The sequence below is a fragment of the Bacillus kwashiorkori genome (genome assembly GCF_001375515.1).
In the GTDB taxonomy this organism is placed as follows: Bacteria; Bacillota; Bacilli; order Bacillales; family Caldibacillaceae; genus Bacillus_BK; species Bacillus_BK kwashiorkori.
The window spans coordinates 38,982-65,887 of sequence record NZ_CTDX01000015.1 but is presented as its reverse complement, the minus strand read 5'-3'; the positions used below and the strand labels follow the sequence as shown (position 1 = coordinate 65,887).

Here is a 26,906-nt window from a genome sequence, read left to right as displayed (position 1 = left end):
CCTGATTTTTTTCTCATTTATCGCAAACGGTATCTTAACAACCTCATCCCATTTAAAATAACCACTAAAATACTTGCTTCATGAACTAACATTCCGATCGACATGTTCATCCATTCGCTAAATAATAGACTGGCAAGCAACACTAATACGACGCCTACTGCAATGAGGATATTTTGCTTCATGTTTCTTGCAGTTGATTTCGTTAACCCTAATGCGTGTGGTAAGCGACTGAAGTCAGAGTTCATTAAAACGACATCCGATGTCTCAATCGCAACATCCGTTCCACTTCCCATAGCAATACCGATATTCGCTAATGCCAATGAAGGACTATCATTCACACCGTCACCAACAAAGGCAACAATTTGACCTTTTGCTTGCATCTTTCCAATATAGGCTGATTTATCTTCTGGAAGCATGTGCCCGTGTGCCTCGGTTAACCCTAGTTCACGCGCCACTAAGTCAACGGTTCCTTGATTGTCCCCAGACAGAACGACGAGGTTTTTTACACCAAGTTTTTTTAGTTTTTGTAAATCTTCTTTCACACCGGGACGTATTTTATCTCGAATACCCATGAGCACTTTTAATTCCCCATCAACAGCAGTTAAGACAAGTGAATTCCCATTTCGCTCGAACCGTTCTACATCTTTTTGTACCGTACCGTTTAAAGGGATATTTTCCTTTTTCATTAAAGCGACATTCCCTACTGCTACTCGGTGACCATTTACTTGCGCGATAATCCCTCCACCTTTAACAACTTCTGTTTTTTCAACAGTGGAGATTGTCGTATCACCAATATGTTGAAGTACTGCTTTTGCTAGTGGATGATCTGATTCGCGCTCCACACTTGCTAAAAAGCCAAGAGCTTCTTCTATATTTGCTCCGTAAAATTCTTGTTCTGCCACTTCAGGATTCCCTACTGTTAATGTTCCTGTTTTATCAAAAACGACCGTGTCTACTCTGCTAAAATCGTTTATCACTTCACTTCCTTTTAACAATACACCATTACGGGCACCGTTTCCGATACCGGCAACGTTAGAAACTGGGACGCCGATAACTAATGCGCCGGGGCATCCTAATACGAGAATGGTAATAGCGAGTTCAATATCTTTAGAGAATAACCACACGATAAATCCAAGAATTAGAACGGCTGGTGTATAATATTTTGAGAAACGGTCAATAAATCGTTCTGCCTCTGATTTGGAATCTTGTGCCTCTTCCACTAATTCAATTATTCTACCGAATGTTGTGTCTTCGCCAACACGGTCAGCACGAATTTGTATGGTGCCATTTTCCAATATCGTCCCCGCAAAAACTTCCGAACCTTTTGATTTGCTAACTGGTACCGACTCTCCTGTGATACTGGCTTCATTAATATGACCGTCACCAGATAGAACTGTTCCGTCTACCGGGACTTTTGCACCAGTTTTTACTAGTAAAATATCATCTTCTTCGACATCATCGACTTCTACTTCTTCAAATTCCCCGTTATCCATCTGTTTTAATGCGGTTTCTGGAGCCATTTCCGTCAACTCTTTTATAGCGGAACGAGTTTTGTTCAAGGTGCGCTGTTCTAAAAATGAACCGAATAAAAAAAGAAACGTAACAATGGCCGATTCCTCATAGTTTTGAATGATTAATGCGCCTGTAACAGCAATGGTAACTAATACATCAATACTAACGACTTTTACTTTCAATGCTTGATATGCTTGAATCGCAATCGGTGCCACACCAAAAATGGATGCAATAATGAGTGACCCATTGAAAATTGTGCTGTTGTCTAAAACAAACCGCGCAAAAAACCCAAAGGCAATTAAAATCGCACTGATTAGCGTAATTTGATTTTTCCTGCTTAAAATAAATCTTTGCATCTTGTTCTCCTCCATTTTTCTATTTCCTTGTTGTTGATAATTCTAGTATAGAGGCGTTACTCGAAAAAAAAATTGATGCAAATCAAGTTCTAACTTTTTATGATATTTTAAACAAAAAAGTTAGGAGCAAATATTTCAAAAAAAAGGAAAAACCAAACTATCATACGAAAATCTAGCTTAGGACTTTGTAATAGTTTGGCTTTTTATTTATTATTTTTGTTTTTTAGGATTAAGAATATATGGAAGGCGAATAGCTAACCCTTTTTCTAATAATAAATCTATTTTAAATTAGCGGTTAAATGCCCATCTACTCCTTCAAACATGAAGATTCACTCTCGCCACACCGATAGCAAAATGATTCCAAAGGATATTTTCTACTAATTCTGCTTGCGATTCCTCACAATCAATAATTAAGATTATTTCAGAATGCTTGCCTTTTAACCGTCGCTTTTTTTTCTTTAAAACTAGTTCCATGAAAAGTCGTATTGCGAAACCTAGTACAAAACCAGCAATTGCCCCTATCAAACCCCAATAAATTGGACCCCACGCTAACTTAAACCCAATACTTGCTCCTATAACAGAAAAAGCAGTAGCAAGTGCCATTCCAATGTCAATGAGAGTCGTACCGTCTGATCGATGCAATGTATCAAAAACTTTTCGATCTTCCTTTCGTTTATCTAAAGGGACAACAAAGATATTTTCCTTTCTAATTCCTTTTTTCTCCAATGTGGACATTGCCATTTCTAAATAACTTGTCGTTTCGAATGATGAGAAGACTCGCAATTGGTTCACTTCACCTTTTAATTTGTTTGTTAATGGAAATTCTCTCGATTGATAGCGTTCGGTTAAATATTGTCGCATTTCTTTTTCAAAAAGTTTATTGTTTTCAACAGTATTAATATAGGAATCATATGTAGCAAATCCATATTGGGATGGTAAAAAAAGGAGCCATTCTGCATTTAGAACAGTTGTAGCTTCTTTCACCTTTCCAAGAAATAACAGTACGACCGCTTCTTGAACATGCGAGAAATAAAAAAAAACAACTAACCACGATATTACAAATACAGCAGTTAAAAGTCTATGAATATAAAGTTGTCCTAATCCAGGGATAAACAACGACCAAACAACCGCGAGAATTGGATTACGCTTATCTAAGTAATTCAGTTCCACTGCTCCTAATGAAAATGAATTAAAACGGTGATCTTCGCGTTCAGCTAAAATATAGACACGGTTCATGTCTACGGTTGTGCGGTAGCTATCCCAAATACCAAATAGATAAACGGGTATATACATAATTAGCCATCTCGTATCCAAAACTTCTTTAGCCATGTCTATGTTCCCTTGAAAGGAATAGATCATGGCAGAATTTACATGAGCTTGAATATTAACGAAAACTTCCCAAATAAATAGAGCATAGCCCCTTAAATACTTGGATAAAAGTAAATGGCCAAAGCCTGGAAAAGCCGCGGACCACCAAGCAACAATATACGGATTGCGTAGATGCAGTTGAGTTGTTCCTAAAGGACTGACATGTGCTTTATATCGTCTAGCTGTATTATCATTTGTGTAATTATTCATATTATCCACCTTTAGTGACGTTCAAAATAAGGGCTTTACTCTATGGAAGAAAATTATCCTAATAATATTAGTATGATTATCTTTTTGCTTCAAACTAATTCGTTAGTGCCGCCCGTGTAGGCAAGTGGAAGTAAGAAAAACTATTTTTAAATTTTAAGATAAATATTATTTATCCATATTATTTGCAACTGGACAATATATATAACCATTTTTTGTAACATGTTCTGTTTAGGAAAATGGATTAGAAGGAAATAATACTGATGGTAATTCTTTGAGTGAAACAGGAGAGGCAGAGATGGATACGGTAGGGGGCGTATTTGCTTTAAGTAAAGGCCCATCATCACCAAAAAACACCCATATGAAAAGAAGCTGGCTCAAAAAGATCATTTTATCGACCTTTTGAGTCAGCTTTTTATTTAATTAGAATTCTACATCATAGCCTTGGTCCTCAATAGCTTCTTTCATTGCAGCAACGTTTACTTTTGATTCATCGTAAGTAACCTCTACTGTACCAGCCTCCAAATTAACTTTAGCATCTGATATGCCAGCCAATTTTTTTAATGCACCCTCAACTGACATTTTACAATGATTGCAGGACATCCCTTTTACAGTTAACGTTGTTTCCATGATTTATTCACCTCCTTTAAATCGGATATTTGCGCAATATAGCTTGACATGACGCCTAACTCAACAATTAAAATGGTAAGAAGAGTCGGGTAGTAATTGTCAGGATACGTACGAGTTTTATTGGCAAAAAATTGTTCGTAAAAGAATCATTGCCATAAGGCTCTTACATTTTGACGTAATAGCAAACTAAAAACACAACACTCAGCACTAATACGACCTATACGATTGAAAACCGACAGTAACGGAAGTTTCCTTTTAAAGTTTTACTCGTTTTAGGCGAAGTGAGTTCGTTACAACACTAACAGAACTCAGAGCCATGGCAGCTCCGGCAATCCATGGGGCAAGAAGACCAAAGGCTGCAATTGGGATTCCTGCAGTATTGTAGCCGAAAGCCCAGAATAGATTTTGGCGGATGTTTCGAATCGTTGCATGACTAATTTTAATCGCTTTTGGAATTAGTAATAACTCTCCACCAAGAATGGTTACGTCTGCCGCTTCAATAGCAACTTCTGTACCGGTCCCAATGGCAATTCCTATATCTGCCGTCACTAATGCTGGGGCGTCATTTATTCCATCTCCAACCATTGCTACCTTTTTCCCTTGTGCTTGCAGTTCTTTTACCTTTTCTGCTTTTTGTTCAGGTAATACTTGGGCGATTACACGATCAATACCCACTTGTTTTGCGATCGCATCTGCCGTTCTTTCGTTGTCACCTGTTAACATAACAACTTCAATACCCATTTCTTTTAATTGTAGAATCGCTTCTGGTGCTGTTTCTTTAATCGTATCTGCCACCGCAACGATTCCACGATAGCTTCCATCAATCGCAATCAACATGGCAGTTTTTCCATTCATTTCAAATTCCACTAATTTTTCTTCGTTATTACCAATATTAATTTGATGATCATTCATTAATTTTCGATTTCCGACGAGAACTTGTTTTCCAGCAATTGTCACTTCAATACCATGACCAGGTATGGCGTGAAACTCTTCCACATCGAGAAAATCAATATCGTTCTCTGTTGCGTAGGCAACGATTGCTCCAGCAAGTGGATGTTCTGAACCTTTTTCCGCACTTGCTAACAACTGTAGTGTTTCATCATCCCCAATAAAATCAGTGACTTCTGGTTTTCCTTTCGTGATGGTACCTGTTTTATCAAGAACGATAGTTTCTAACTGATGGGTTCTTTCTAAGTGTTCTCCCCCTTTAAATAAAATACCACTTTCAGCCGCTCTTCCTGTTCCAACCATAATCGAAGTTGGTGTTGCCAAACCTAACGCACATGGACAAGCAATGACAAGTACCGCGATAGCTGCGACTAGCGCGGGTTCGATTTGACCAGGTTCGACAAAGATAATCCAAATTGTAAAGGTGACTATCGCTATACCGATAACTATTGGAACGAAATAACCAGAAATAATATCAGCTAACCGCTGGATCGGTGCTTTGGATCCTTGTGCTTCTTCGACAACTTTAATAATCGAAGCTAGAGCAGTGTCTTTTCCAACTTTTGTCGCTTCCATTTCAATGGATCCATTTTTATTTATTGTTGCTCCAATTAATTTTTCCCCAGGATTTTTTTCAATTGGAATAGATTCACCTGTGAGCATCGATTCATCGACAGAAGTTCTTCCCTTTACAACTACACCGTCTACAGGTATTTTTTCACCTGGCTTGACGATTAAACGGTCGCCAACGATTACATCCTCAACCGGAATCATTACTTCTTTCCCATTTCGAATTACACGGGCCTCTTTTGCTTGTAAATTGAGTAGTTCTGAGATCGCATTGGTCGTTTGACTTTTCGCTCTGGACTCCAAATACTTACCAAATAAAATTAATGTGATTAAAACTGCACTCGTTTCAAAATATAAATGTGGCATGTAACTTGGGTTTCCTATCGTTTTCACTGCTTCATATAAACTATAGAAATAAGCAGCACTCGTACCTAAGGCAACGAGCACATCCATGTTTGCTCCACCATTTTTCAAATTCTTATATGCACCAACATAAAATTGCCAGCCGATAATAAATTGAACAGGAGTTGCTAGTAAAAATTGAAACCACGGATTCATGAATATATGAGGGATATTCATATTAAATAAATGGTCTAGCATCGTTACTAATAGTGGTACAGAAAGAATGACGGAAACGATTAGCTTCATTTTCTTTCCTTGTAACTCTTTTTCTTTATATGTTTGTTTGTCAATTGCTTCTGCCTTCCGTTTTGCATCATATCCAGTGTTCTTAATTTTCTCAATCAAAGATTCTATGTCGATTATTCCAGGATTATATTCAATCATGGCACTTTCTGTCGTTAAATTGACAGTTGCTTGTGCTACGCCTTCTTGTTTGTTTAACACCTTTTCTATCCGATTAGAACATGCCGCACAGGTCATACCAAATACATCTAGTTCGACTTTTTCTTTTAAGACACCATAACCGATATTTTCTATTTTCTTGGAAATCTCATCAAGAGATGTTTTTTCTGGATCGTAGTGAACGGATGCCTTTTCTGTCGTTAAATTAACTTGGGCTTCTACTCCATCCATTTTATTTAACGTCTTCTCTACACGGTTAGAACATGCTGCACAAGTCATTCCAGTTATATTAAGCGTTGCATGCTTCGTTTCGCTCATCTATGTTTCCCTCCTTTAGTAGTCTAGAAAATGCTATAGAAATTACGGCTGATACTAGGCATTTGCATTTCTGCCTTTTGACTATCTAGCCTCCACCTATTGTTCATTTATTGAGACTTGACCTGTATCGCTTACGGAATGGCACCCGGAATTACAATTGCTTCCTTCGTGCTCATGGCATTTACATTGTCCAGGTACACAGTTACATGGTACTTCCTCAACCGCATCCTTTTTCTTTCTCTCGAGAATTTTTTCCAATTTATCTATGTCTTTAAAGCTCAGTGTGGCATTGGAAAGCAAGTACGCAATTGTATTACCAACATCCCTACTACAAATATTGGCAAATAATTCATTCAAAGAACTTCTGATAATGTCTGCTTCTTTAACTTTTGCTGAGTATATATATTTTCTTCCCTCTGTTTCGGTTTCCAACATCCCTTTATGAACTAGGCGGCCAATAAAAGTTTTAGTAGTTGCAGGTTTCCAATCCTTCTTTTGTTGCAACACTTCGATAATTTCCTTGCTTGTCACTTTATTTTGTGCCCAAACGACTCGCATTATCTCCCATTCAGCTTCTGTAACTTTTGAGTCCATCTCTGTATTCATAACATGTCTCCACCTTTGTTTACATTTGTAATCATTAGCTTATGGTTTAAGTTTACATTTGTAATCATTAATTGTCAAGTTTATTTTTTCCCTTTTTTACTGAAAAACTCGTCGTCTTTCCAAAATTTTTTTAACGTAGTTTTTGTATATCACTAGGAAAGATGAAGATAGGTCCAAATATATTGGTTTTTTATTGTGAAGATTTTGATCATCGGGGGTATTCGTTGAGTAAAGAAGATATTCTATTGTATGGAAACAGGGGGAAGAAAAAATAACGAGTTATCTCGAGGAAGTTTTAGGCAAAAAAAGACTGAATCGTAAATTGATTCAGCCTAAATATATATATAAATACCCTCTGCCATATATGTCTTTATCTTATATTTATCTATTTATTTTATTTTTTTAAATGCCTCTGTCTGTTCTTTAATACCCTTTTCAGCAGCAAATCTTTCAATACTGGATGCCCCAAAGAATCCTACAATTCCATCTACTCGATCAATTACATATTTCGCATCTTCTGGTTCAGCAATAGGACCTCCATGACAAATAACTAAAATATCAGGATTAACCGCACGTCCTGCATTTACTATTTTTTGAATGCGTTCAACGCAATCATCGAGCGTTAATGCAGTTTTTGCACCTATAGTACCTTTTGTAGTTAAACCCATATGGGCAACGAGGACATCTGCACCCGCTTCAGCCATTTTTGTTGCTTGCTCTTCATCAAATACATAAGGGGTTGTTAGTAGGTCTAAATCATGAGCTTTCCGAATCATTTCCACTTCCAAATCGTATCCCATACCAGTCTCTTCTAAGTTCTGACGGAAAACACCGTCTATTAGGCCAACAGTAGGAAAGTTTTGAACCCCGCTGAATCCTTGATCTTTCAATTGTTTTAAGAACACTTCCATCACTCGAAAAGGATCCGTGCCATTGACTCCTGCCAAAACGGGAGTATTTTGAACAACTGGTAATACTTCATTTCCCATATCTTGAACGATTTGATTGGCATCACCATATGCCAATAAACCTGCTAAAGAGCCACGACCAGCCATTCTATAACGACCGGAATTATATATGATGAGCATATCCGCTCCACCAGCTTCACTACTTTTAGCAGTTATACCCGTGCCTGCGCCAACACCTAAAAGGATTTCACCATTTTCAATTTTTCTTCTGAAATCTTTTAAAATTTCTTCTCTAGTTAATGTTATCACCTTCAACTTCTCCTTTCTTTTTTTCTATTAGTTGAAGTAATTTTTCTGCAGCTAATATTGCAAACTCCTTGTCATTAACATGCAGGTCTTCTTCCATTATTTCTATCTTGTTTTGATCAATTTTGTCCCTTAACGTACTAATTAATGCTTGATCTTCTTCCGGACCAAAGAACTGTTGGCCTTCTATATCTAATCCCGAAAATCCTTTCAACGGAAACATTAATGTTGTATAACCAGTAGATTTATTCAGTCTTTCTGCCATATTTTTCGCAATCTGTTGATTCTCTTCAACAGTAGTTCTCATTAACGTAACGGTTGGGTTATGTTGGTAAAAATTTCGTCCGTCAAACTGTTTAGGCACCGTATTTCTCGGTCCAAAATTCACCATATCCATTGCACCAACAGAAACTACTTGAGGGACACCATGTTTACTAGCCGCCTCTAAACGATTAGGGCCTGCTGCTAAAATTCCCCCTACCGTTTCATCCGCCCATTCTGTTGTTGTAATATCTAGAACACCTTCAAAAAAACCATTTTCGATTAAATGTTCCATTGTTTTTCCACCAATACCGGTAGCATGGAAAATTAATACTTCATAACCTCTATCCTCTAAATACTCTTTCGCATAGTTTATACAAGGAGTGGTTAAACCAAACATCGTTGCTGCAATTAATGGTTTATGCTCTACTTTTGTCTTATCTTCAAACTGAAGCATTCCACAAATAGCAAATACAGCATTCGTAAATATTTTTGTAGAAATGGTATTTAGTCCTGCAACATCAACTATAGATGGAATCATGACAATATCACTTGTTCCCACATATGGTTGCGTGTTACCAGATGCTACTGTTGATACCATAACTTTAGGAACACCTATAGGTAGTGCCCTCATTCCTGGTGTAGCGATAGAAGTACCGCCTGTTCCACCAAATGATAAAACACCATCAAACTTTCCCGCTTCAAATAATTTAGGTAATAGGTTTTCCATCCCTTTGGATAAAATTTCGGTTGCTTGGGCACGATCCTTCTGCTTAACTATTGATCTAATATTTCCGCCACCAGCAAACGCCACATCCTCATTGGATACGTCTGGTGTAAAAGGTGAATCAAATACACCTGAATGGATAGTGAATGTGTGAAAACCTAATGATTCGATTAACTCTTTAACAAACAGAAATTCTTTTCCCTTTGAATCAAATGTTCCGATTAAAGCTATTGTCTTAGTCAAACATATCACTTCCTTTTTACATTGTGGAAAACGCTATATATCTTCTCTACAATTACTATGTTAACGTTTCCAACATAGAAAAAATATAAGCTTATGTTTGATTAACTTGTCATTTTGTTTGATTTTAAGTAATCTCGCGGAGATTTCCCCTTTCGCTTTTTAAAAATCTTGCTAAATTGAGAGTAGTTTGGATATCCGACTAACTCCGCAATTGTTGTAAGTGGTAACCTTTTCTCCCTAAATATTTCTAAAGCACGATTGAGTCGATAATCAATTAGATAATCAATAAACGAAACTCCGACACTTTTTTTGAAGAGTGTACTTAAATGTGACCGTGAAATATGGAGTATTTCAGAAATCTCATTTAACGATATTTCATCATTATAGTGGAGGCTTACATATCTTTTAACAAACTCAACATAATCTTCTGTTGTTGTAAATCCGCTAATAATCTTTTCAATTAGTTCATCATACTTTACATCATTCGTTTTTTTGAAAGACTCTGTCACTTGTAAAACGACTTGCTCAGCAGGTATTCTTTCAAAGACAGAACCGCCAATATAGCCATCAATATTCGTACCGTCATAAATAAATTGAACATCAACAGGTTTATTCACCGGTCCACCATAAATCATTTTAATTGTTTGTGGATTAAGCTCCATAACTACTTCAAAAACTTCTTGTGCTAATTTTCTTGCGGATTGTAATGATAGAATTTGTTTGGACCCAAGTTTTCCACCAGTTGTCAGTCCAAAGTGTAAGCAAATGACATCTGCACCTGCTTCCACCATTTGTATCGCTTGTTCCTTATCAAAAACAAATGCAACAGTAAACATTCCTAATTTATTTGCTATATATATACTTTCTACTTCTTGTTTGTAAGAAATACCTTGCTCTTCTAATGCCTCTCGATAGATGCCATCAATCAACCCGATAGTGGGATAATTATTTATGCCTGCAAAGCCTTTTTCTTGAATTTGTCGAATGAAACTTTCTATATTTTTATTCAAGTCGGTGGACATTAGACCGAAGATAATGGGAAGTTTTGTTCTAGGCAGCAATTCCTTCAAGCCAAATTCCATGACTGCATCATTGCTGTTTAAAAACGGCAAATAGGCAGAAAGAGAACTTAATCCCTTTTGCCGAAAAAAGCCAGAACTCAATGCTAAAATGAAGTCCGCTCCACCTTCCTCAGCGTACTTCGCTGTTAATCCTGACCCTGTTGCCACTCCAATAATATGTCTATTTATTTGAATTTGTTTTTTAAGTTGCTTTACTATTTCTTCCCTTTCGAAGTAATGCAAATTAATCACACCGTTCTATTATGCTATTTATTAACCTCATATTGTTAATATTATAACAAGAGTAAAGAAAACTGATTCTATTATTCTTGCAGATTTCATAAATTTCTCAAATAAATGTTACATTTATTATCAAATTTTATTGGATTTCAAGAATGTCTTCTGCCTTTCTATTATTGAGTTTGCAATAACTTCGCATTTTTTTATCGCCCAAATGTAATGATTGGAAGTATTGGCTGCAAAATAACTGTATAAGTTACTTGTTTTAGTCCATTTATAGTAATTTTTTATCATAATTTCTTCATTGGTATGTGATTTAATTATTGCCATTACTCTTTTATGACTTAATTTTAATTTTTTTATAGCTTGATTTAATGTTATATCTTGGTAATTTTCCCAAATTTGCATATTAAGTTGTTGGATATTCCTCCACTTATATCCGGGTGCTGGTATTTGAGGAATATCTCCATCTATACCTTCTCTATACCATCTCTCAAGCATTGCATGCCATTCATACAAATGCATTAATACATCACGAAAACTCTTATCCCGTTCTTTTGTTTCTATAACAATGCTCCTTTTTCTAGGAGGTACAGATTCAATTATTTCAAGCAATGCCGAAAAATGTTTTTCGCTATTAAGTAATAAAAGTTCTTTTTCACTTTTTGTTTCCATAATATTCTCCTCTTTTTTTAAAATAAATAGACTCCAGACATTCCTAATAGCATTCCCGCAACTATAAATTTTAATTGAACATTTATAATTTCAGTAATTTTTGCACCAATTTAGATAAGTTCCACTAGAAAGACTGCATAACAAATAAAGAAGGAACTACCAACCAAAATGTCTCCAATGAGTAGCAACAAGGAACTGGTATGTCAACACTAAACTAGATAATTTTTTTAAGGTGTTCCTTTTTGCTATAATCAATAGGACTTAAATAATCAAGTGTTCCGTGAATTCGACTGTGTATAAACAAATGTACGTAATTAGGTGGAAATTTAATCAATGTGTTTTTTTATTTATTTCGTCGATACCATCGGTAACTGCCGACACCTATTACTCCAAGAATTAGTAGGAAAAACAATACCCAATAAGTGATAGTAGTATTAGACTTTTCCTGAAATTCATTGGAAATTTTAGAATCAGCTGATGTTGCCATCTCGCCTTGTTCTTTATCTTGATTTTGTTCATCTTTAAATGGTTCCTCATCATTTAATTTTGAATTTACCTCTACATTGGGTTCATCAGAATTATTGGATTTATTTTGTTTCTCTTGATTTTCTACTTCTGTTCCCTCATTTTGTCCATCTATACTTGAAGGTTCTGTACCCACTTTATCGTTAGAACCACTAGGACTCCCTTTTAAAGAATTATCCTTTTGTGCAGAGGTAGTTGAATTCTGCTTTGGTGCATTACTTGGCTTCGTGTCCTCTTTAGGTTTGGTCGGTGTATCCACCTTAGGAGGATTGCTCGGTTTTGGCTCTTCCTTAGGAGGATTACTTGGTTTCGGTTCTTCCTTAGGAGGATTACTTGGTTTCGGTTCTTCCTTAGGAGGATTGCTTGGTTTCGGTTCTTCCTTAGGAGGATTGCTTGGTTTCGGTTCTTCCTTAGGAGGATTGCTTGGTTTCGGTTCTTCCTTAGGAGGTACTGGCGTCTCTCGTTTGATTGTTGTAACAGTAATCACAACTGCATGATAATGTCCGTAAGGCCAACTGAATTCGTAGGATTTACCGTTTTCGGCATATCCAAACAGGAACCCTCCTATTATAAATTCATCCAAATTATTGTTATAATAGCCCCATGCAATATCAATCTTACATTCTGCAGGCCCATCTAACTTAGCAGGGTTAGATTCTGTATGGACAGCACTATCAATGGTTAATGTACAATAAAGTTTAGCTGTTTCCTCTGCAAAAACTGCATTTGTTACAAATCCAAACGTCCCCAGTGACATTAAAAAAATAAGTACCGCCAATTTTCTTTTCATTTCCCTTTCTCCTCTCCTGAGATAAATTTCAACAAAAAAGGCCCTTCAGGAGTAAAATTAATAGAACGTTAGAAATATAAATACTAACATTCGCTTAACTTCCGCCCCAAAGGACCAGTTATTGTTGAGTTTCCTAGTCTGCTAACCTAATAGTTAGGTTGCTATCAAAAATAAAATCAAAAAGATGCTTGTCTCTATTATAAAATAATTTAATTTAGATAGCAATCTATTACTCCACAATGTTTGAGTCAAGTGTTTGTAGGGCTACTCTTTACCCCATATGCTATATGGAAACAGTCAATAAAAGGGAGATATACGATTTTTAAAATAATCTCGACAGGATGCGATTCAGTGGGCACCATCTCCGTTTATTACTAGCTTGTGAAAAGTTGGATCATCTTCAAAGTTCTCATTTAGAAAGTCCTCAAAAGCTTCCAAAAAAGGTTGGTTGGAGGAAGCCCAGAACGAAATACATTCTAATTTAGCTAAGAAACAGACATCTATAACCAATTCTTTAATATCCTTTTTGTTATTGCTAAATGCCTTTAACCTTTTTATTGATTTAGTATATTTTTTTAATCTTTGATCTAATAGAACGGTGAATTTTTAATACCTTGGACAAGATCGTTAGTCCTTTTTCCGCTTCTAAACTTGTGTCAGATTCAACTCTATTTTTTTAACTACACGGGCCAACATTATTCTTGCCAAATAATCAAACGCTGTACCAATCACAGTCGAATTATAGCCCTTAACTAAATCATAAGGGACAAGTGCCTCATATTCAATCTTAAAAAATGCTTTTCTACCAGAAATTGTTTTGAATGTCTTTTTGTCTAGGATGATTTCTCTCAAAATTAATTGGAATTCTTTTTCGTTAGGCTTTGAACCTTTTAGTACACTTGAAAGAGGCATGCGATTCATCCTTTCTGATTTATTTCCATTAATTCCATACTATCATAAACACCCATATACTAGAGAAAAGATGTACAACCTATCAAATACAACCGATAGTACAGTTACGAAACACACTGAATAGAAACAAAAAATCTTGTAGGGTGATATAATATAGAATTCAACTAGAAAGATACTGCATGCGATGTCTCCGTTTATCTCCATTTACAATATTTCCCTTAAAGGTGGCACCTTCAATTTGGTAAGCTGTGCTGTTGCCGAACCCCACTTCATTACTTTCGGAAATTGAATAATTGCCATTGTATTCCCTCCATACAGTTAAAGCGGACTTCACTAAAAGACATTCATCGTTTAGCTGACAGATTCCTTTTTATCAATATCGATTGTGACATTTCGAATCCATTTATGCGATAAAGTCCGTTTAATTCCTAAAAACGCTCTTATATATTCGTGTGAATTAGCTAAACCATAGACTACAAAAATTGGGAGATGAAGGTTGAATGCTCCCATTATTGCTAGGGGCAAACCTATTGCCCATACACCAATCATGTCAATATACAATACAAACTTTGTATCTCCGCCTGCTCTTAACACACCAATATTGTTAACCATATTAAGCATTTTACCAATCACTAGAAACGCATAAACTATTAATACACTTTTTGCAAACCACTCTACCTCATCATTGATGTTATAGATAGAAAGGAAATAAGGAGTCACTAACACAATGAATATACCGGCGACTACCGATAACCCTGCCGTCAATGCAAGAAATCTTTTTGCATCAGCGAAGGCCAGATCCGTCTTATGGGCACCGATACTATTTCCAATCATTACTTGGGAGGCATCGCTTAGTCCGATAAATAAAGCCATAAACAAAAATAGGAGCGGATCGACTAAAGTTACAGCTGCAAGCTCGTTTGTCCCCATTTGTGCATACACCCAAAAATAAGACGTTTCCCCTAGCGTCCACGCAGCGTGGTTAATAATAGATGGAATGGTAATGGAAAAATATCTTCTCACTAGTGAAACATCTAGCATTTCATTGATGCGTAGCTTCCTAATGGAAAGAGATAGAGATTTTGAAACAAGCAGAAACAACAGAACAGCCTGTACGATCCGGGCAATGAGCGTTGCTAAAGCGGCACCATCTACACCCATTTCCGCAAATCCAAACTTACCAAAAATCCATAAATAGTTTAAACCGGTATTCATTCCAATCGCTAAAATACTTATATAAAGCGGCAGTTTAACCTCGCCCATTGAACGTAAAACAGTTGAGAAAACAATTGTAAATGCGGTTACTAAGTAGCTTAATGACACAATCCGCAAGTAGCCTGCGCTAATTTGTATGACCCCTGAATCATTTGTAAAAATACTGATAATTGTGTTTGTAAATATTAGAATTAATGCAGTAAAGAGGATGGAAAAAACAGTCACAATATTTAAAGTTAAAAGCAAAATTTTTCTAATCCCTTGTAAATCTTTTTTTCCCCAATATTGGGAGACAAATATTGCTGCCCCTGTTCCGAATCCCTGTAATACTAAAATTAATATGGTTGTAATCTTATTCCCTACTCCTACTGCCGCGATACTATCTACACCTAACTGTCCAACCATGATGGAATCAACCATATTTAAAGAGGAGGTAAGCAAGGTTTGAATAGCAATAGGAATAGCTAACACAAGCATTCTCTTAAAAAAATGGTTCGATTCCAATGTTGCTTCTCGCACTTTTCCCTCTCCTTACTAGACTATGCCATAATCTTGTGTACCGCCTTTAAAGGTTTTTAAACCGCTGAAAGGCTTTATCACCGAATCCCGGTAAGTACTCATGCCCGTATTCCGGATATAAGAGCATTTCTTTATCTGATTTTATTTTGTTATAGGCTGCAAATTGAGTGGATGGTGGACAAATTGAATCCTTCATTGCAGTTACCCATAGAACCTTTGCTTGAATACGCTCAGCCAGATTTTGAATATCAATATAGCCCAGTTTATTGAAAACCTCATCTTCTTTTTGATGATTGGGATCATGGACACGGAAATAATAGACGATTTCTTCGTAAGCTGAACTATTAATATCCATCGCTTCCCATACGCGCTTATAATCAGATAAAAATGGATAGGCAACCACTACTTCCTTAACACGAGGTTCTAATGCCGCACAAGCAATTGAAAGGGCACCCCCTTGGGACATCCCTGTAACTCCAATCCGGTTAGGTTCGACTCCTTCCATAGACATAAGGATTCTTACTGACTGGACCGTATCTAAAAACACATTGCGGTAATAAAGCTGATCAGGATTCGGATTGTCCAATCCTCTAATAATATGACCTCTCAAAGTATTGCCCTTTACTTGAAGGTTATCCTCTGACAGTCCGCCCTGCCCGCGGCAATCTAACGCAATAACAGTTGATCCTTGTGCCACATGAGCGATTTTATCTAGCCAATCTCCGCTATCGACAGAATATCCGTGAAACATTGCGATTCCGGGTCCAGCTTCGTTTATATTTTTTGGTCTTGCGAGTTTACAATGAACTCGCGCGCCGCCCACTCCGGTAAAATAAAGATGATAGCAGTCAGCGAAGGAGGTGCTAAATTCAGCCTCCACTAACTCGTAATCAAGTGATTGCTGATCTAGCTCCGCCAAAGCACGTTCCCAGTATTGATTAAAGAAGTTAATAATAAATTGAGTAATTATTTATCTAATGCAAGAAAATTCATTGACCAAAGTGAAATTAAGATTTACCAAGATTACAGTAAAAATTCCCTGAAGTCTGGACTATGGGATGATAAAAAGACTGAATTATACAATGAGTTATTTTCATACCGATTCCTTTATCATCTAAGAAATTTCACACAACATAACGGGACTATGCCTTTAAATAGTGTATCAAAAAAAATAATTCCAACTATATTTGGCGAGCAAAAAGTTCTGGAAATTAAAGTTATAAGAGACTCCTTATTAAATACTTCTTTCAACTGGAACTCAGGAATCAAGAAGGAAATAGAGGATATGCCCGACAGCTTCGATATTACGGGTTATTTAATAGAACATAAAGTTTGTTTACAAAAGCTTTATAATAAAATAATAGAAATAATTGCAATTGAAATTGCAACATCTTTTAAAGACTATATTGAATTACTAAATTCTTTTTCTATTCGGGGATATCCTTATCTGTTCAATTTTGAAGATGAAGAAAGTCAAAAGGATCCAAATAACTATAAGAATATGAACAAGCTCCCACTCAAAGAAATATTTAAGTACCTTGAAAAAATTTCAGAAACCAACGTGATTAAACTAAATTATCGGAACCAGAACAATTGAAATAAAAAAATGAAAATTACAGTATCATAAGCGTTTTTTTCCATAAGACTTTCCGTTTATTACTTTTTGCATTGTAAAGCCAAGGGAAGAAGAATAATTTACTCTTCCCTTGGCTTTTTTAGGTCTATTGTCTAATAGATGGTCCTCCTTCGAAGACCTTTATATAATCATATACTTCATTATAAAAACGTGATTTAATTCCAGCCTTTCTAACTACCTTCCATATACTAATAGCTTCTCCTGCATCATTCATTTCTTTAATGATTCTCCTTATCCTTCTCAACCGATATTCTTGCTCCGATTCATATATTCGCCTTATAAATTCTTTAGTCTTTGGCATTCTGTTTAAATGCTTTTCCAACAATGTGTAACTGCTAATCTATAATTAACAGTTTCTGCTAAATAAGAATGAACACTTTTCTATCAAATTCCTGTCCAGTTAAGCTACTATTAAACATATATAATAGTTACTGCTGGAGGATATGAAAGGTGGAAAAATTACTATTGTTTGTAGAAATAAACCAATTAAAAAAACAAGGATTTAGTGTATCTGCGATTGGGAGAAAATTAGAAATTTCTAGAAATACAGTTTACAAGTATTTGAATATGAATTTGGAGGAGGCTTCGGATTGGATTGCTTCATTAGATAGTAGGAGTAAAAAGCTTGATCCATATAAAGATCAAATTCTAAGTTGGCTAAAGGAACATCCAGATCTTTCATCTGCTCAAATTGAGGATTGGCTAAAGGAACATCACCCTAAAATAGACATTGGAGGAAGCACGGTACGAAACTATGTAGCCGAAATAAGAGACATGTATCATATTGTATATGGTAACTTAAAAGTGAGCCACCAAAACAATTGAAAACTGAGCCACTCTATAGGAAAATAACCCTAATTAAATATTAGGGGGAAACAACTGGAGTGATCAATCTGAGAGTGAAACAAACAATAATAAAACTATATTTGGAGGGGATAAGTCAAAGGGAAATTGCGAGAATGACAAAAAAGTCTCGAAATACAGTAAGTAAGTATATAAAAGAATATGAAGTTAGTAGAAAAGAGGATATTCGCAATCTCCCGATTGCAGAAGATATTCTTAAACCACCTATTTATAAAAAGAGGATTAATAGAAAGAGAGTTTTGTCAGAAGAAATACAAACAGTATTAAAGGGCTATATTAAAGAAAATGAATGGAAAAGAAAAAATTATATGAGTAAACAGCAAATGAAAATAATAGATATGCACGAGAAGTTGATGGATGCTGGATATTCAATAAGTTATACCACGGTTAGAAACTTTGTTAATGAGTATACAGCAAAAACTAAGGAGGTTTTCATTAGAAGATATTGTGAACCTGGATATGAAGTGGAATTTGATTGGGGAGAAGTAAAGCTAGAGGTAGATGGAAATATAAAAAGTTATTCACTTGCAGTATTTACGTTAGCTCATAGTAATTATAGATTTGCAAGACTTTATCAGTCCGAATCACAAGTTTGTGTTTTAGATGTACACACAAAGATTATTGATCATGTTGGTTTTATACCTGCGGTATTTACCTATGACAATCCCTTTCAAACCTTTATTTCTATCCGTATCCGTCTACTTTGTTATTTCCCTGCCAAAAAGTCCGTCCACACTTCCCACTCACTCCCCTCAAGCCTATCCCTCCTCTCTCTTCTCTCCATCACTCTTCCCTCTGCTTTAAAGTTCTTCCCCAAAACCCCCATTTTCGCCCTCTTTTTTTCCGTTCTGGATTGTATTGAATATTCGGACAATATTATTAAGTTCGTACCCAGAGCAGAGAAAAGAATCAGGAGAAAAGATGAAAAACGAAGCCATTTTGGGATGGTTTTACTGTTGGGAAACAAACTGAATAGAGATTGGAAATTCTACGGATTTTTGTAATTGAGAAACGATTGAATCCCTTATTGGACAAGGGATTTGATGGATATTGGGCAAAAGAAAAGGGACTGGATCATATTGAATCCAGCCCCGAATTTCGATTGATTTTTTATTGAATAAACCGATTGAATACATATTTGTTTGCCCGCTGCTCTTCCCGCTTCCTTTGCCGTTTGGATACCTACTATTTAGCAGTAGGTACCGACTTTTTAGCATGGGGAAGAAGAAAGTAACATGGACATAAATTGATTAAAAGGTGTTGTTTTGATTTATTGGTTTGTAGATTTTTCTTAAATTTTTATGATACTTGGTGATGTTGCATATTCATGAATTCGGTTAAGTAAAAAGACTTCCAAATTGAAAACTTTATTAGAACTTATAAAAAATCATATTCTAAAAAGAAGTTAACCTTTAATTCAAACTCATTACTACCAATGCCGTGCTTAAATCCGGTACTTATATCAAGAGAATGAAGCAAAATTTCCTGAAATTTTTTCATTTTGACTTTTTGTAATTCTGAAAGTCCATTTAATATTTCATTTAATTTTTGTACATTAACTGATTCTAAAAAAGCCATCCAATAAGGTAAAACACCTACAATTAAATCAGATACTTGCACTAAGCGTTCATCTTTTGAATCTACAAATTTATAGTTTATAACTTTATGTCCTGATAACTTTATTGGATTAGCATTTAAAAGTTCTTCAACAGTTAACTCATGATCAAAAATATGGTATGCCTTAGGATAAGTAACTATTAAGTTAGCATAAAAAGTTGAATAATCACTTATTGCAACCTTATCTTCGTTATCTTCCAGAAATACCAGCTGCCGGTTTCTATAGTTTTTTAGTGATTGCCGCAAATATTCAAGATAAAAATCATCACCAATATTTACAGTCCATATCCAATCAACAATTTTCCCAACAAAGTTTTTATGATTTTTGATGTTGGGATAATCTACTTCAATTAGCAAACTTATAAACCAATTTTGGTATTCCTTAATCAATGAATAAAAGCGATCTTTCAGTTCTCTATTTAAACCTGGCCCACCGAACCACGACTCCTCCATTGAATCCACTATATCAACGATTGTGTAATAAAAATTATCAACATAAGAATAATGGATTGAGTATTGTTTTTCGAAAAGCCAATCAATAAGAGTAGTTACTCTCGGTTTTGATAACAAAGATAAAAAGTCCTGTGCATTTTGACGAATGTGCTTAAATTTAACTTCAGTTGCATTTCCCTGTAATACTAATTTAGAAAATAGTTCATCAATATCATCATCAGAAGCCGCCTTATCAGATTCAAAACCAATTCCACCTAGAATAAAGTATTCGTGTTCATTAACGTTAAACCCACCATCTGTTAATCTAAAAGTACGAGGATTATTAGTTTCGTCATAATACAATATGTACTTTTTATCAATGTTGGTTACGCCTCCTTCAGAGGCAATAAAATTATATATTTGAGAATAATCCATTTCGGCTCCCCCATTCATTTTATAGTACAAGAAATATATTATTAGCAAAACATTCTTCATAATTTTCTTCATTCGTCCGTTTGTCTTCTTTTAATTCAATACCTAAGTTTGCTTTTATCTCCTGTGACGAAATATTTCCTATGTCTATTATACCAACCCTACTTGTGAATCATTGGAAATAATAATTAAAAGGTCGGTTCCCACCCAGCTCCCCCTCAAACCCTTGTGGAGCTATGACTCTTCGCTCTTTCTTTATTCTTTCTTCTACTATATGTGTCTTTAAGTATGTCTTTCCCCAACCCAAATCCCCCTCTACTCTTACTCGCCCAAGGCTTAAACCCCATTTTCACGCCTCTAGTCAATGGAACTAAGTTCTTCCCTCAAAAGCCCGAATTTCCCTTCTTTTTTCTCTTCTGGGTTGTATCGAATATTCCGACATTATAACTAAGTTTTTCCCAGAATTGGGAGAAAGGTGCCTGAGAAAATACTGAATAAAACAGTTAGAAAACACACTGAATAGAGGTTGAAAATCCGTTGGATTTAAAGGGTGAGGAAGACAACTGAAGAGGACTGAACACCGCCTGAACCCTTAATGGACAAGGGATTGAGGAATTATTGCCAATCCTGGCAAATAAAAAAATACTGAATCCTCTTATTGGATCCAGCCTGAAATTATATTGATTTTTGTTTAAACAAACATTTGATTAGTATCGAAAAACCTTTGATATACATATCGTTGAACTCGACTCTCTCCCGTTATCTTTCCCGCTTCAGAAACCAACTTAGTTCCATCAAGGTGTCCCCATAAAAAGATTCCGTTCCTACGCCCCTTCCTCCTCGCATCACCCTCAACTCCTTCTCTCCCAAGGGCTCACGTCCCTTTTACACTCTTTCCATTTTCTCTTATAGAATAATTACGTTCCCGCCTTTTTGCCGATTTTCACCCGAAATTGTACCGATTTTGCAATGATTTTGATAAAAAAATTACGTTCCAGAGTGGAAAAGAAACTGGATGGAAACAGGATGGTTCCTTTGCTCTAAATAGGGAAAAAAGACATCGAAAAACATTCAAAATCTATTCTGCAAGGAAACCAGCTGGATAGGGACTGAAAGACTGCCTGAACCCTTATGGGACAAGAGATGGAAGAGACTGAAAAAAAATGTAGATTGGGAGTGGATGGGGATGGAATTGTACTGAAAGAGGGACTGGATCTATTCCAAATCCAGATTGAAATCACGCCTGGATTAAGTCCTTTTTTGCATAAAAAAACCGAAGGTCTGACGGGAAAAACACCGGAAAATCCCTCGGATTGGGAACATTAATTTTATTTAAGGAACGCTTATTTTATTTAAGAACCCTTATTTTTAGATAGAGACATAGTAGATGTAAAGTAAGTAAATGGGCAGTAATCAGTGAATTGCTTTTTCTTCATATCTAATCACTGGGACAATCTCATCAAACTCTTTTTTTGCATCTGACATCTGCCAGTCTCTACTTTTAGTATCCCAAATTGTCACTCCCTTTTCCGAGTATACATTGTACATATTATGGACCGTTGAAAATAAACTATGACACTTATCGACATAGCGTTTAATATCCTCTGGTGGCAATCCCAAGTCTGAGGAAGCTAAAAAGTTTTCTTCAACGTCATTAAATCGAGACTGCATGTTTTGTATAAAATCTTCTTCAGAGACCTCACTTCTTTTATACTTTTCAAATAATTGAACAGCCGTATTTCCGAATTCTAGCATTCTTTCTTTAATTCTATCAACTTGTTCTAATATGTCCTCTTTTGTGGCTTGAAAAGATTTATAAGTTTTCCTGTAACTTTCATAGGATCCGTTCCAATCAATTACAATATCTTTAACCTTATCATTTCCCTTTAGAGGTAAAGGTTTGTAGTCCGATAAAAGTTTTTCTGAAATCCAGGATGTTCTACAAATCCAGTTTGCAACTTGTACATCAAATGTATCATTTGCTATATATAACCAAACCACATCAGCCTTCCTATCTAAATGTCTGCTCTTAACTTTGTCGTTCCTGTAATATTTTCTAATTTTCAGATCGTTGGTCACCTGCACGATTAACTCTTTCAGTTCATCTCTTTCATATTGTTTACTCAACGTTATAACAGCAGAATACCTCTTCGCATTTGCATTACTAACATCATCTAATTTATGTAAAACGTAATCAAAACTTACTTCCTTCTGCGTTTCTTCAACTATAATTGGCCTTTTCTTTGGTATCTTGTCCAATCCCATTTCTTTGAAAACATCATTAAATTCATTCTGAATATGTGTTTCCAATTTAAAAAATTGATGCCTATTTAAAACACTAAGAATATCATCAACAGCAGAACAAATATCTTTAACCTTTTTTAACTCTTCCACAAGAGACACATTATCCTCAATATGCAACTTCCTGATTTCTTCGTTTAGATAATTGTACTTATCATTCCAGTATTTTGCGTATTTTAATCTATCTTCAATAGAGTAGATAGTAACATTTTTCACTAGAATTGGTGTTATTTTCCTAATATAGTCCTCATCCCTTATTAACTGTGAAACTTCAAACATACAATTTACAGACTCTAAATAACTATTACTAATGAGCAATATAGCATGATCCGTTTTTTTTATCCTTTTCATGAATCTAGTAATATCAGAAGAATAGCCAAGTATATCTCTATCTCTTAGAACGCTAATCCCCTCAAAACCACTAAGATTTCCCTGCACTATATCTGCCTCATCAGAATCATTCCAGCTATACGACAAAAATACTTGCTTTTCCTCTATCAATATTGTCATTTCCCTTCGTATCTTAATTATATACACACCTTAGTTACATCTAAAAATCAACAAAAAGCGTTCTATTCCTTATCCTTTTTATTTAAGCTCCATCGCCAAGCATTTAAAAAAATCAACAATTCATCACCATCATAATCCAAAGCAATCTCTGGCAATTCACCCTTCTCAACCATGTTTTGTAATCCCATTCTCCCTAAAACCCTTGGATTGTAATCATAGTCTTGGTCGTGGAGGTATACCATAAGTTTTTCTTTGTCGTAACTGTGACCTAAGTTTTCAAAGGGATCCAGTATTTCAGATGTCGATAGTTCTTCGATGCTCATAATCTGAAGATTTTGGTGGATTTCCCTTATCACCATCGAAAAGAGCATCCCAATACTTCTCTATCATCTTTTGAACAGATATATCGAAAGAGCTTATATCTATTGCATACAGCCGTTGTAATTCCTCAATTTCATGCCAATAGGCCTCGCCATTCCCGTATCGCTCCAGGTTCTCTTTTTTCAATATTATAAGATTATCAATAGGTGAATGAGTTCTGCTAATTTTCGCTTCTTTGTGTTTATGCTGATGAAAAAGATAATCGTGCTCCATCTTCTTCATGACCTCTTCCAATAATAAATATCTCTTGTTAGTATACTGAAACAACTCATTTATTTTAATTGAGTACAGATGATCTTCCACGTCACTTTTATTGCTGTAAACGAAAGTCGCAAAGTCCCCCTCTAATTTTGAAGTGGACCAACTAGCAAAATACCTGCTGCCATCTCGACCTTTCAAATTAACTGGATGAACTCCAAACACAGCTCGGATATGCTTAAAATATTCATCATCTGATTGTTGTTTCTGGAAGATACTATGGTCTTTCTTGAACGGATATTCCAGCTTGAATACTCTATATAGTTGATGGACCGACTCTTTCACCAAATCCATTGAACATATTAATTGCATTAAGTTCAGCGAGGCAACATTGGGATTTTTATGGTCCAATTGAATATAAGGTATTCCATCAATGGCTACTTCAATCCAATCCATATACGAACATATTATGTTCCAAAGATTTTTTCCCTGCTGGTTTCGATATTGATGCATAACGAAGTCGTGGTTGCTGTTAATTTTTCTGCGAAATTTGTCAATCAATGTATTATCTAAAGCCAAAGTGGCCCCTCCCTACCTTTCTAACAAACAACTTTTAAGTTCCTGATCTAATTAGCGTCTTCAACCTACTTATACTTTGATAAATAATCAATCATTCTCTCGTGATATTCAGGATCCTCCTCTTCCGCATCAAAGACAATTTTCCGATCAATATATTCTTCAGCCCATGAAAAATCATGAGTGTCAGTCCAACTAACAAGAAATATCTTTTGTATATCCCTATAAGTAAAGAGGTCGTCCATTATACGCTTTTTGCTATTATTTTTTGTCACTGAGTCAAAAGGGTAAACCACTGCAATATCAAGATTATGTGGTGACTTTTTCCACGTCATTGGGTTAATAGTATCAATATACATTCTGCTTTTTCCCAACTTATATGCCACACCTGTTTTAAAATTTGTACTATGATTATTAAAGAATGAGCCTAAATTTTGCATAGAATTTGCTCTGAATAATATCGAACATCCTTCTAACAATTCATTAATTGTTCTCAAAACTAACGGGTGCTTTTCATTCTGAAAGGTCCCTGTCAGTAATGTGCATTTTTCTCCTTCTGACTTTATAAATTCAATTATTTCTCCTCTTGCCTTTTCCCTTGTATTCATATTTCTATTTTCTCCTTTGTACTTTCCCGTTCTTTTATTTTCTAGTTGAACTTATCTTATAACGAAATTTTTCTAATAGGTTATTAAAGACTTTCCCTATTATTATCCTTTCCTGATTCACAATTTTCTCTCGTTTACCTTCAGTTTCCAACCAATCAAACGAGTCATGTTCTTTTTCCACTTCAACTAATTGATGAATAAGGGATAAGTTTTGATCAAGGTAATCTTCAAACATCTCCTTTTCCAAATCACTTTGGTATATCAAAACACCTGAATACAACCTATTCCTTGCAAATACTGCTTCATGATCTTCTGACAGAAGAAATTCATGAAGGATATGATTCATACTATCTTTTACATAAAACTTATAGTAGTAAGAATCACCATTTGTGTACCTATCACCAATTAATCCCCATTCCGGAACAACTGTTATATATCTTCCACTATCAAGAATTACAAATTGTTGGTTATATAATGTAGTTCCAAAATACTTTACTTTTAGCATCCCGTAGGATGTTGATGGATTCATCATTAAATAGGAGTAAAACTCTGGGTGCCCTATTTCATCATCATATTCCAAAGCAACAGTATATTCAGGATTGTAAATGTTATAAAACTCGTCATCATTCCTATTCCACTCACTTTTTACCCGAAGCCTTTGTTTTATTTGTTCTAACGGTGGTCTATTAAGTAAAAATCGTTTTTTCCACAGGTATTCAATATGATTTATGTCGGCACTTTTATCAATATCTGTATTGGTGTCCCCTATCCGGGTATAAATATAGTTGGCTCTTACTCTCCTTTTTCCATCATTATAATCTTCTATTAGAAAATATGGAGTATCAGTGCCATTTTTTACAATTAGCACATCAATTTCCTTCCCCCCCATTGGTAATGATACTAATTCAATAGTTGGTCTAATCCCACCACTGAATTTCTTTCCCTTTAAAAAGTCAATTATATTCTGCTGATTTTTTCGGTTTTCATCATCTTCTAAACCTTTGATTTCATAATCATCACTTATACCAAAAATGATATAACCGTCCTTATCCGCTCTGTTATTGGCCATACAGATAATATCATGTAGCAAATCAGCCTTGTTTTTATGGTACTTTTCTTTAAAATCCCAATATTCACCTTCCCTCTTGGAAGCAATTAGAATCTTAATTTCCCTATATAGGGAATTTTCATTTTCCATGACACTCTCACCCCTTAACGAAACTTTACAAGTCGTAAATACGACTTATAGTGCTTATCCAAGAAGTCCCAAAACTCTTTTCTACCGAAATCAAAAGGATCATTTTCATAAAACGTAAAGTGTACTGCATCGAAATTTTTACTATCTACCTTAAAGTTAAACCCATTTTTACCTCTCGACCTTTTATTAGGAACGCCTGTTAAAAGAACATCTTCTTCTGTTAAATCACCATGGTTGTGATCCATGCAAATATTAATGTTCGTTTCTCGTATATCAATTTGCATCCACCGCTTTTTTGATGAACCTACATAGACATTTCTTCGATTAGGATTCTTACTACTCGGTTTAATAACTACTCTATCAAACTTGCTTATGCAGTCTAAAAAGTCGTTCAATATTTTTTCTACTGTCATCGCATACACCTTCCCGTCTAAAAAGTTCTATCGAATTTA

The 26,906-nt window shown here is 35.4% G+C and carries 22 protein-coding genes and 3 pseudogenes; 4 read left to right on the top strand and 21 right to left on the bottom strand.

Annotated features, from left to right (window positions below):
• Window positions 1-17: 17 nt before the first annotated feature.
• From BN1242_RS07160 to BN1242_RS07100, 13 genes and pseudogenes are all read right to left on the bottom strand, one after another.
• Window positions 18-1,868 carry a heavy metal translocating P-type ATPase gene (locus BN1242_RS07160; RefSeq protein WP_062353461.1) on the bottom strand — a complete coding sequence of 617 codons (1,851 nt, stop codon included), beginning with the start codon at window positions 1,866-1,868 and terminating at the stop codon, window positions 18-20.
• Between the two features lie 798 nt (window positions 1,869-2,666).
• Window positions 2,667-3,446, bottom strand: a pseudogene (locus BN1242_RS13710) (hypothetical protein); the annotation flags it as partial.
• Window positions 3,447-3,866: 420 nt separating this feature from the next.
• A complete protein-coding gene (copZ, locus tag BN1242_RS07150; protein WP_062353455.1) occupies window positions 3,867-4,073 on the bottom strand; it encodes a copper chaperone CopZ in 207 nt (68 codons plus the stop codon).
• Between the two features lie 255 nt (window positions 4,074-4,328).
• Window positions 4,329-6,713 (bottom strand): heavy metal translocating P-type ATPase, encoded by a 2,385-nt coding sequence (locus BN1242_RS07145; protein ID WP_062353452.1) that lies wholly within the window; start codon window positions 6,711-6,713, stop codon window positions 4,329-4,331.
• 96 nt (window positions 6,714-6,809) lie between these two features.
• A complete protein-coding gene (locus tag BN1242_RS07140; protein WP_062353449.1) occupies window positions 6,810-7,319 on the bottom strand; it encodes a CopY/TcrY family copper transport repressor in 510 nt (169 codons plus the stop codon).
• A 389-nt stretch (window positions 7,320-7,708) separates the two neighbouring features.
• The gene (locus BN1242_RS07135) at window positions 7,709-8,533 is read right to left on the bottom strand and encodes a phosphoenolpyruvate hydrolase family protein (protein WP_203226049.1); all 825 of its coding nucleotides are present in this window, start codon (window positions 8,531-8,533) and stop codon (window positions 7,709-7,711) included.
• Window positions 8,520-9,764, bottom strand: coding sequence for a Tm-1-like ATP-binding domain-containing protein (locus tag BN1242_RS07130; RefSeq protein WP_062353431.1), 1,245 nt, complete (start codon window positions 9,762-9,764; stop codon window positions 8,520-8,522). The genes BN1242_RS07135 and BN1242_RS07130 overlap by 14 nt, the downstream gene beginning before the upstream one ends.
• A 101-nt stretch (window positions 9,765-9,865) precedes the next feature.
• Window positions 9,866-11,068, bottom strand: coding sequence for a phosphoenolpyruvate hydrolase family protein (locus BN1242_RS07125; protein WP_062353428.1), 1,203 nt, complete (start codon window positions 11,066-11,068; stop codon window positions 9,866-9,868).
• A gap of 129 nt (window positions 11,069-11,197) precedes the next feature.
• Window positions 11,198-11,740 (bottom strand): ClbS/DfsB family four-helix bundle protein, encoded by a 543-nt coding sequence (locus tag BN1242_RS07120; protein WP_062353424.1) that lies wholly within the window; start codon window positions 11,738-11,740, stop codon window positions 11,198-11,200.
• Window positions 11,741-12,083: 343 nt separating this feature from the next.
• Entirely contained in the window at window positions 12,084-13,055 is a 972-nt protein-coding gene (locus BN1242_RS07115) for a hypothetical protein (RefSeq protein ID WP_062353421.1), read from the bottom strand.
• Window positions 13,056-13,700: 645 nt separating this feature from the next.
• Window positions 13,701-13,967, bottom strand: coding sequence for a hypothetical protein (locus BN1242_RS07110; RefSeq protein ID WP_062353417.1), 267 nt, complete (start codon window positions 13,965-13,967; stop codon window positions 13,701-13,703).
• 351 nt (window positions 13,968-14,318) lie between these two features.
• Window positions 14,319-15,701 (bottom strand): MATE family efflux transporter, encoded by a 1,383-nt coding sequence (locus BN1242_RS07105; protein WP_238985105.1) that lies wholly within the window; start codon window positions 15,699-15,701, stop codon window positions 14,319-14,321.
• 46 nt (window positions 15,702-15,747) lie between these two features.
• Window positions 15,748-16,644, bottom strand: a pseudogene (locus BN1242_RS07100) (acetylxylan esterase); the annotation flags it as partial.
• Here BN1242_RS07100 and BN1242_RS07095 point away from each other — a divergent pair.
• Window positions 16,636-17,298 (top strand): hypothetical protein, encoded by a 663-nt coding sequence (locus BN1242_RS07095; RefSeq protein WP_158661057.1) that lies wholly within the window; start codon window positions 16,636-16,638, stop codon window positions 17,296-17,298. The pseudogene BN1242_RS07100 and the gene BN1242_RS07095 overlap by 9 nt on opposite strands.
• Window positions 17,299-17,422: 124 nt before the next feature.
• Here BN1242_RS07095 and BN1242_RS13645 read toward each other — a convergent pair whose 3' ends face one another.
• On the bottom strand, window positions 17,423-17,659 hold the full coding sequence (locus BN1242_RS13645) for a hypothetical protein (protein ID WP_158661056.1): 237 nt from the start codon (window positions 17,657-17,659) through the stop codon (window positions 17,423-17,425).
• A gap of 128 nt (window positions 17,660-17,787) precedes the next feature.
• Between BN1242_RS13645 and BN1242_RS07090 the strand changes: the two genes are divergently transcribed.
• Together BN1242_RS07090 and BN1242_RS13770 are read left to right on the top strand one after the other, a co-directional pair.
• Window positions 17,788-18,162 carry a helix-turn-helix domain-containing protein gene (locus tag BN1242_RS07090; RefSeq protein ID WP_062353408.1) on the top strand — a complete coding sequence of 125 codons (375 nt, stop codon included), beginning with the start codon at window positions 17,788-17,790 and terminating at the stop codon, window positions 18,160-18,162.
• Window positions 18,163-18,230: 68 nt separating this feature from the next.
• Window positions 18,231-18,866 (top strand): annotated as a pseudogene (locus tag BN1242_RS13770) (helix-turn-helix domain-containing protein); the annotation flags it as partial.
• A 712-nt stretch (window positions 18,867-19,578) separates the two neighbouring features.
• Here the strand turns inward: BN1242_RS13770 and BN1242_RS07080 are convergent.
• A complete protein-coding gene (locus tag BN1242_RS07080) occupies window positions 19,579-20,685 on the bottom strand; it encodes a DUF3800 domain-containing protein (protein WP_062353402.1) in 1,107 nt (368 codons plus the stop codon).
• Between the two features lie 1,140 nt (window positions 20,686-21,825).
• Here BN1242_RS07080 and BN1242_RS07075 point away from each other — a divergent pair.
• Window positions 21,826-22,008 (top strand): hypothetical protein, encoded by a 183-nt coding sequence (locus BN1242_RS07075; protein WP_062353398.1) that lies wholly within the window; start codon window positions 21,826-21,828, stop codon window positions 22,006-22,008.
• A gap of 87 nt (window positions 22,009-22,095) precedes the next feature.
• Here the strand turns inward: BN1242_RS07075 and BN1242_RS07070 are convergent, their stop codons facing one another.
• From BN1242_RS07070 to BN1242_RS07045, 6 genes are all read right to left on the bottom strand, one after another.
• Window positions 22,096-23,484, bottom strand: coding sequence for a toll/interleukin-1 receptor domain-containing protein (locus BN1242_RS07070; RefSeq protein ID WP_062353393.1), 1,389 nt, complete (start codon window positions 23,482-23,484; stop codon window positions 22,096-22,098).
• Window positions 23,485-23,555: 71 nt separating this feature from the next.
• Window positions 23,556-23,681: a hypothetical protein gene (locus BN1242_RS13825; RefSeq protein WP_275259446.1), complete on the bottom strand. Its 126-nt coding sequence runs from the start codon at window positions 23,679-23,681 to the stop codon at window positions 23,556-23,558.
• A gap of 106 nt (window positions 23,682-23,787) precedes the next feature.
• Window positions 23,788-24,651: a hypothetical protein gene (locus BN1242_RS07060; protein WP_062353387.1), complete on the bottom strand. Its 864-nt coding sequence runs from the start codon at window positions 24,649-24,651 to the stop codon at window positions 23,788-23,790.
• A 65-nt stretch (window positions 24,652-24,716) separates the two neighbouring features.
• Complete coding sequence (locus BN1242_RS07055) at window positions 24,717-25,256, bottom strand: hypothetical protein (RefSeq protein ID WP_062353383.1); 540 nt, start codon at window positions 25,254-25,256, stop codon at window positions 24,717-24,719.
• Between the two features lie 34 nt (window positions 25,257-25,290).
• Window positions 25,291-26,454: an AlbA family DNA-binding domain-containing protein gene (locus tag BN1242_RS07050; protein WP_062353379.1), complete on the bottom strand. Its 1,164-nt coding sequence runs from the start codon at window positions 26,452-26,454 to the stop codon at window positions 25,291-25,293.
• A gap of 14 nt (window positions 26,455-26,468) precedes the next feature.
• Window positions 26,469-26,867, bottom strand: coding sequence for a hypothetical protein (locus BN1242_RS07045; RefSeq protein WP_062353376.1), 399 nt, complete (start codon window positions 26,865-26,867; stop codon window positions 26,469-26,471).
• Window positions 26,868-26,906: the final 39 nt, after the last annotated feature.

Excerpts from the sequence above, each read along its gene's own strand:
- BN1242_RS13825 (WP_275259446.1), bottom strand. The coding sequence starts at position 23,681 with ATGGGATTACAAAACATGGTTGAGAAGGGTGAATTGCCAGAGATTGCT.
- BN1242_RS07075 (WP_062353398.1), top strand. The coding sequence starts at position 21,826 with ATGGAAGAGACTGAAAAAAAATGTAGATTGGGAGTGGATGGGGATGGA.
- BN1242_RS07115 (WP_062353421.1), bottom strand. The coding sequence starts at position 13,055 with ATGAAAAGAAAATTGGCGGTACTTATTTTTTTAATGTCACTGGGGACG.
- copZ (WP_062353455.1), bottom strand. The coding sequence starts at position 4,073 with ATGGAAACAACGTTAACTGTAAAAGGGATGTCCTGCAATCATTGTAAA.
- BN1242_RS07055 (WP_062353383.1), bottom strand. The coding sequence starts at position 25,256 with ATGAATACAAGGGAAAAGGCAAGAGGAGAAATAATTGAATTTATAAAG.
- BN1242_RS07050 (WP_062353379.1), bottom strand. The coding sequence starts at position 26,454 with ATGGAAAATGAAAATTCCCTATATAGGGAAATTAAGATTCTAATTGCT.
- BN1242_RS07080 (WP_062353402.1), bottom strand. The coding sequence starts at position 20,685 with ATGGATTATTCTCAAATATATAATTTTATTGCCTCTGAAGGAGGCGTA.
- BN1242_RS07045 (WP_062353376.1), bottom strand. The coding sequence starts at position 26,867 with ATGACAGTAGAAAAAATATTGAACGACTTTTTAGACTGCATAAGCAAG.
- BN1242_RS07140 (WP_062353449.1), bottom strand. The coding sequence starts at position 7,319 with ATGAATACAGAGATGGACTCAAAAGTTACAGAAGCTGAATGGGAGATA.
- BN1242_RS07120 (WP_062353424.1), bottom strand. The coding sequence starts at position 11,740 with ATGGAAACAAAAAGTGAAAAAGAACTTTTATTACTTAATAGCGAAAAA.
- BN1242_RS07145 (WP_062353452.1), bottom strand. The coding sequence starts at position 6,713 with ATGAGCGAAACGAAGCATGCAACGCTTAATATAACTGGAATGACTTGT.
- BN1242_RS07160 (WP_062353461.1), bottom strand. The coding sequence starts at position 1,868 with ATGCAAAGATTTATTTTAAGCAGGAAAAATCAAATTACGCTAATCAGT.
- BN1242_RS07110 (WP_062353417.1), bottom strand. The coding sequence starts at position 13,967 with ATGCCTCTTTCAAGTGTACTAAAAGGTTCAAAGCCTAACGAAAAAGAA.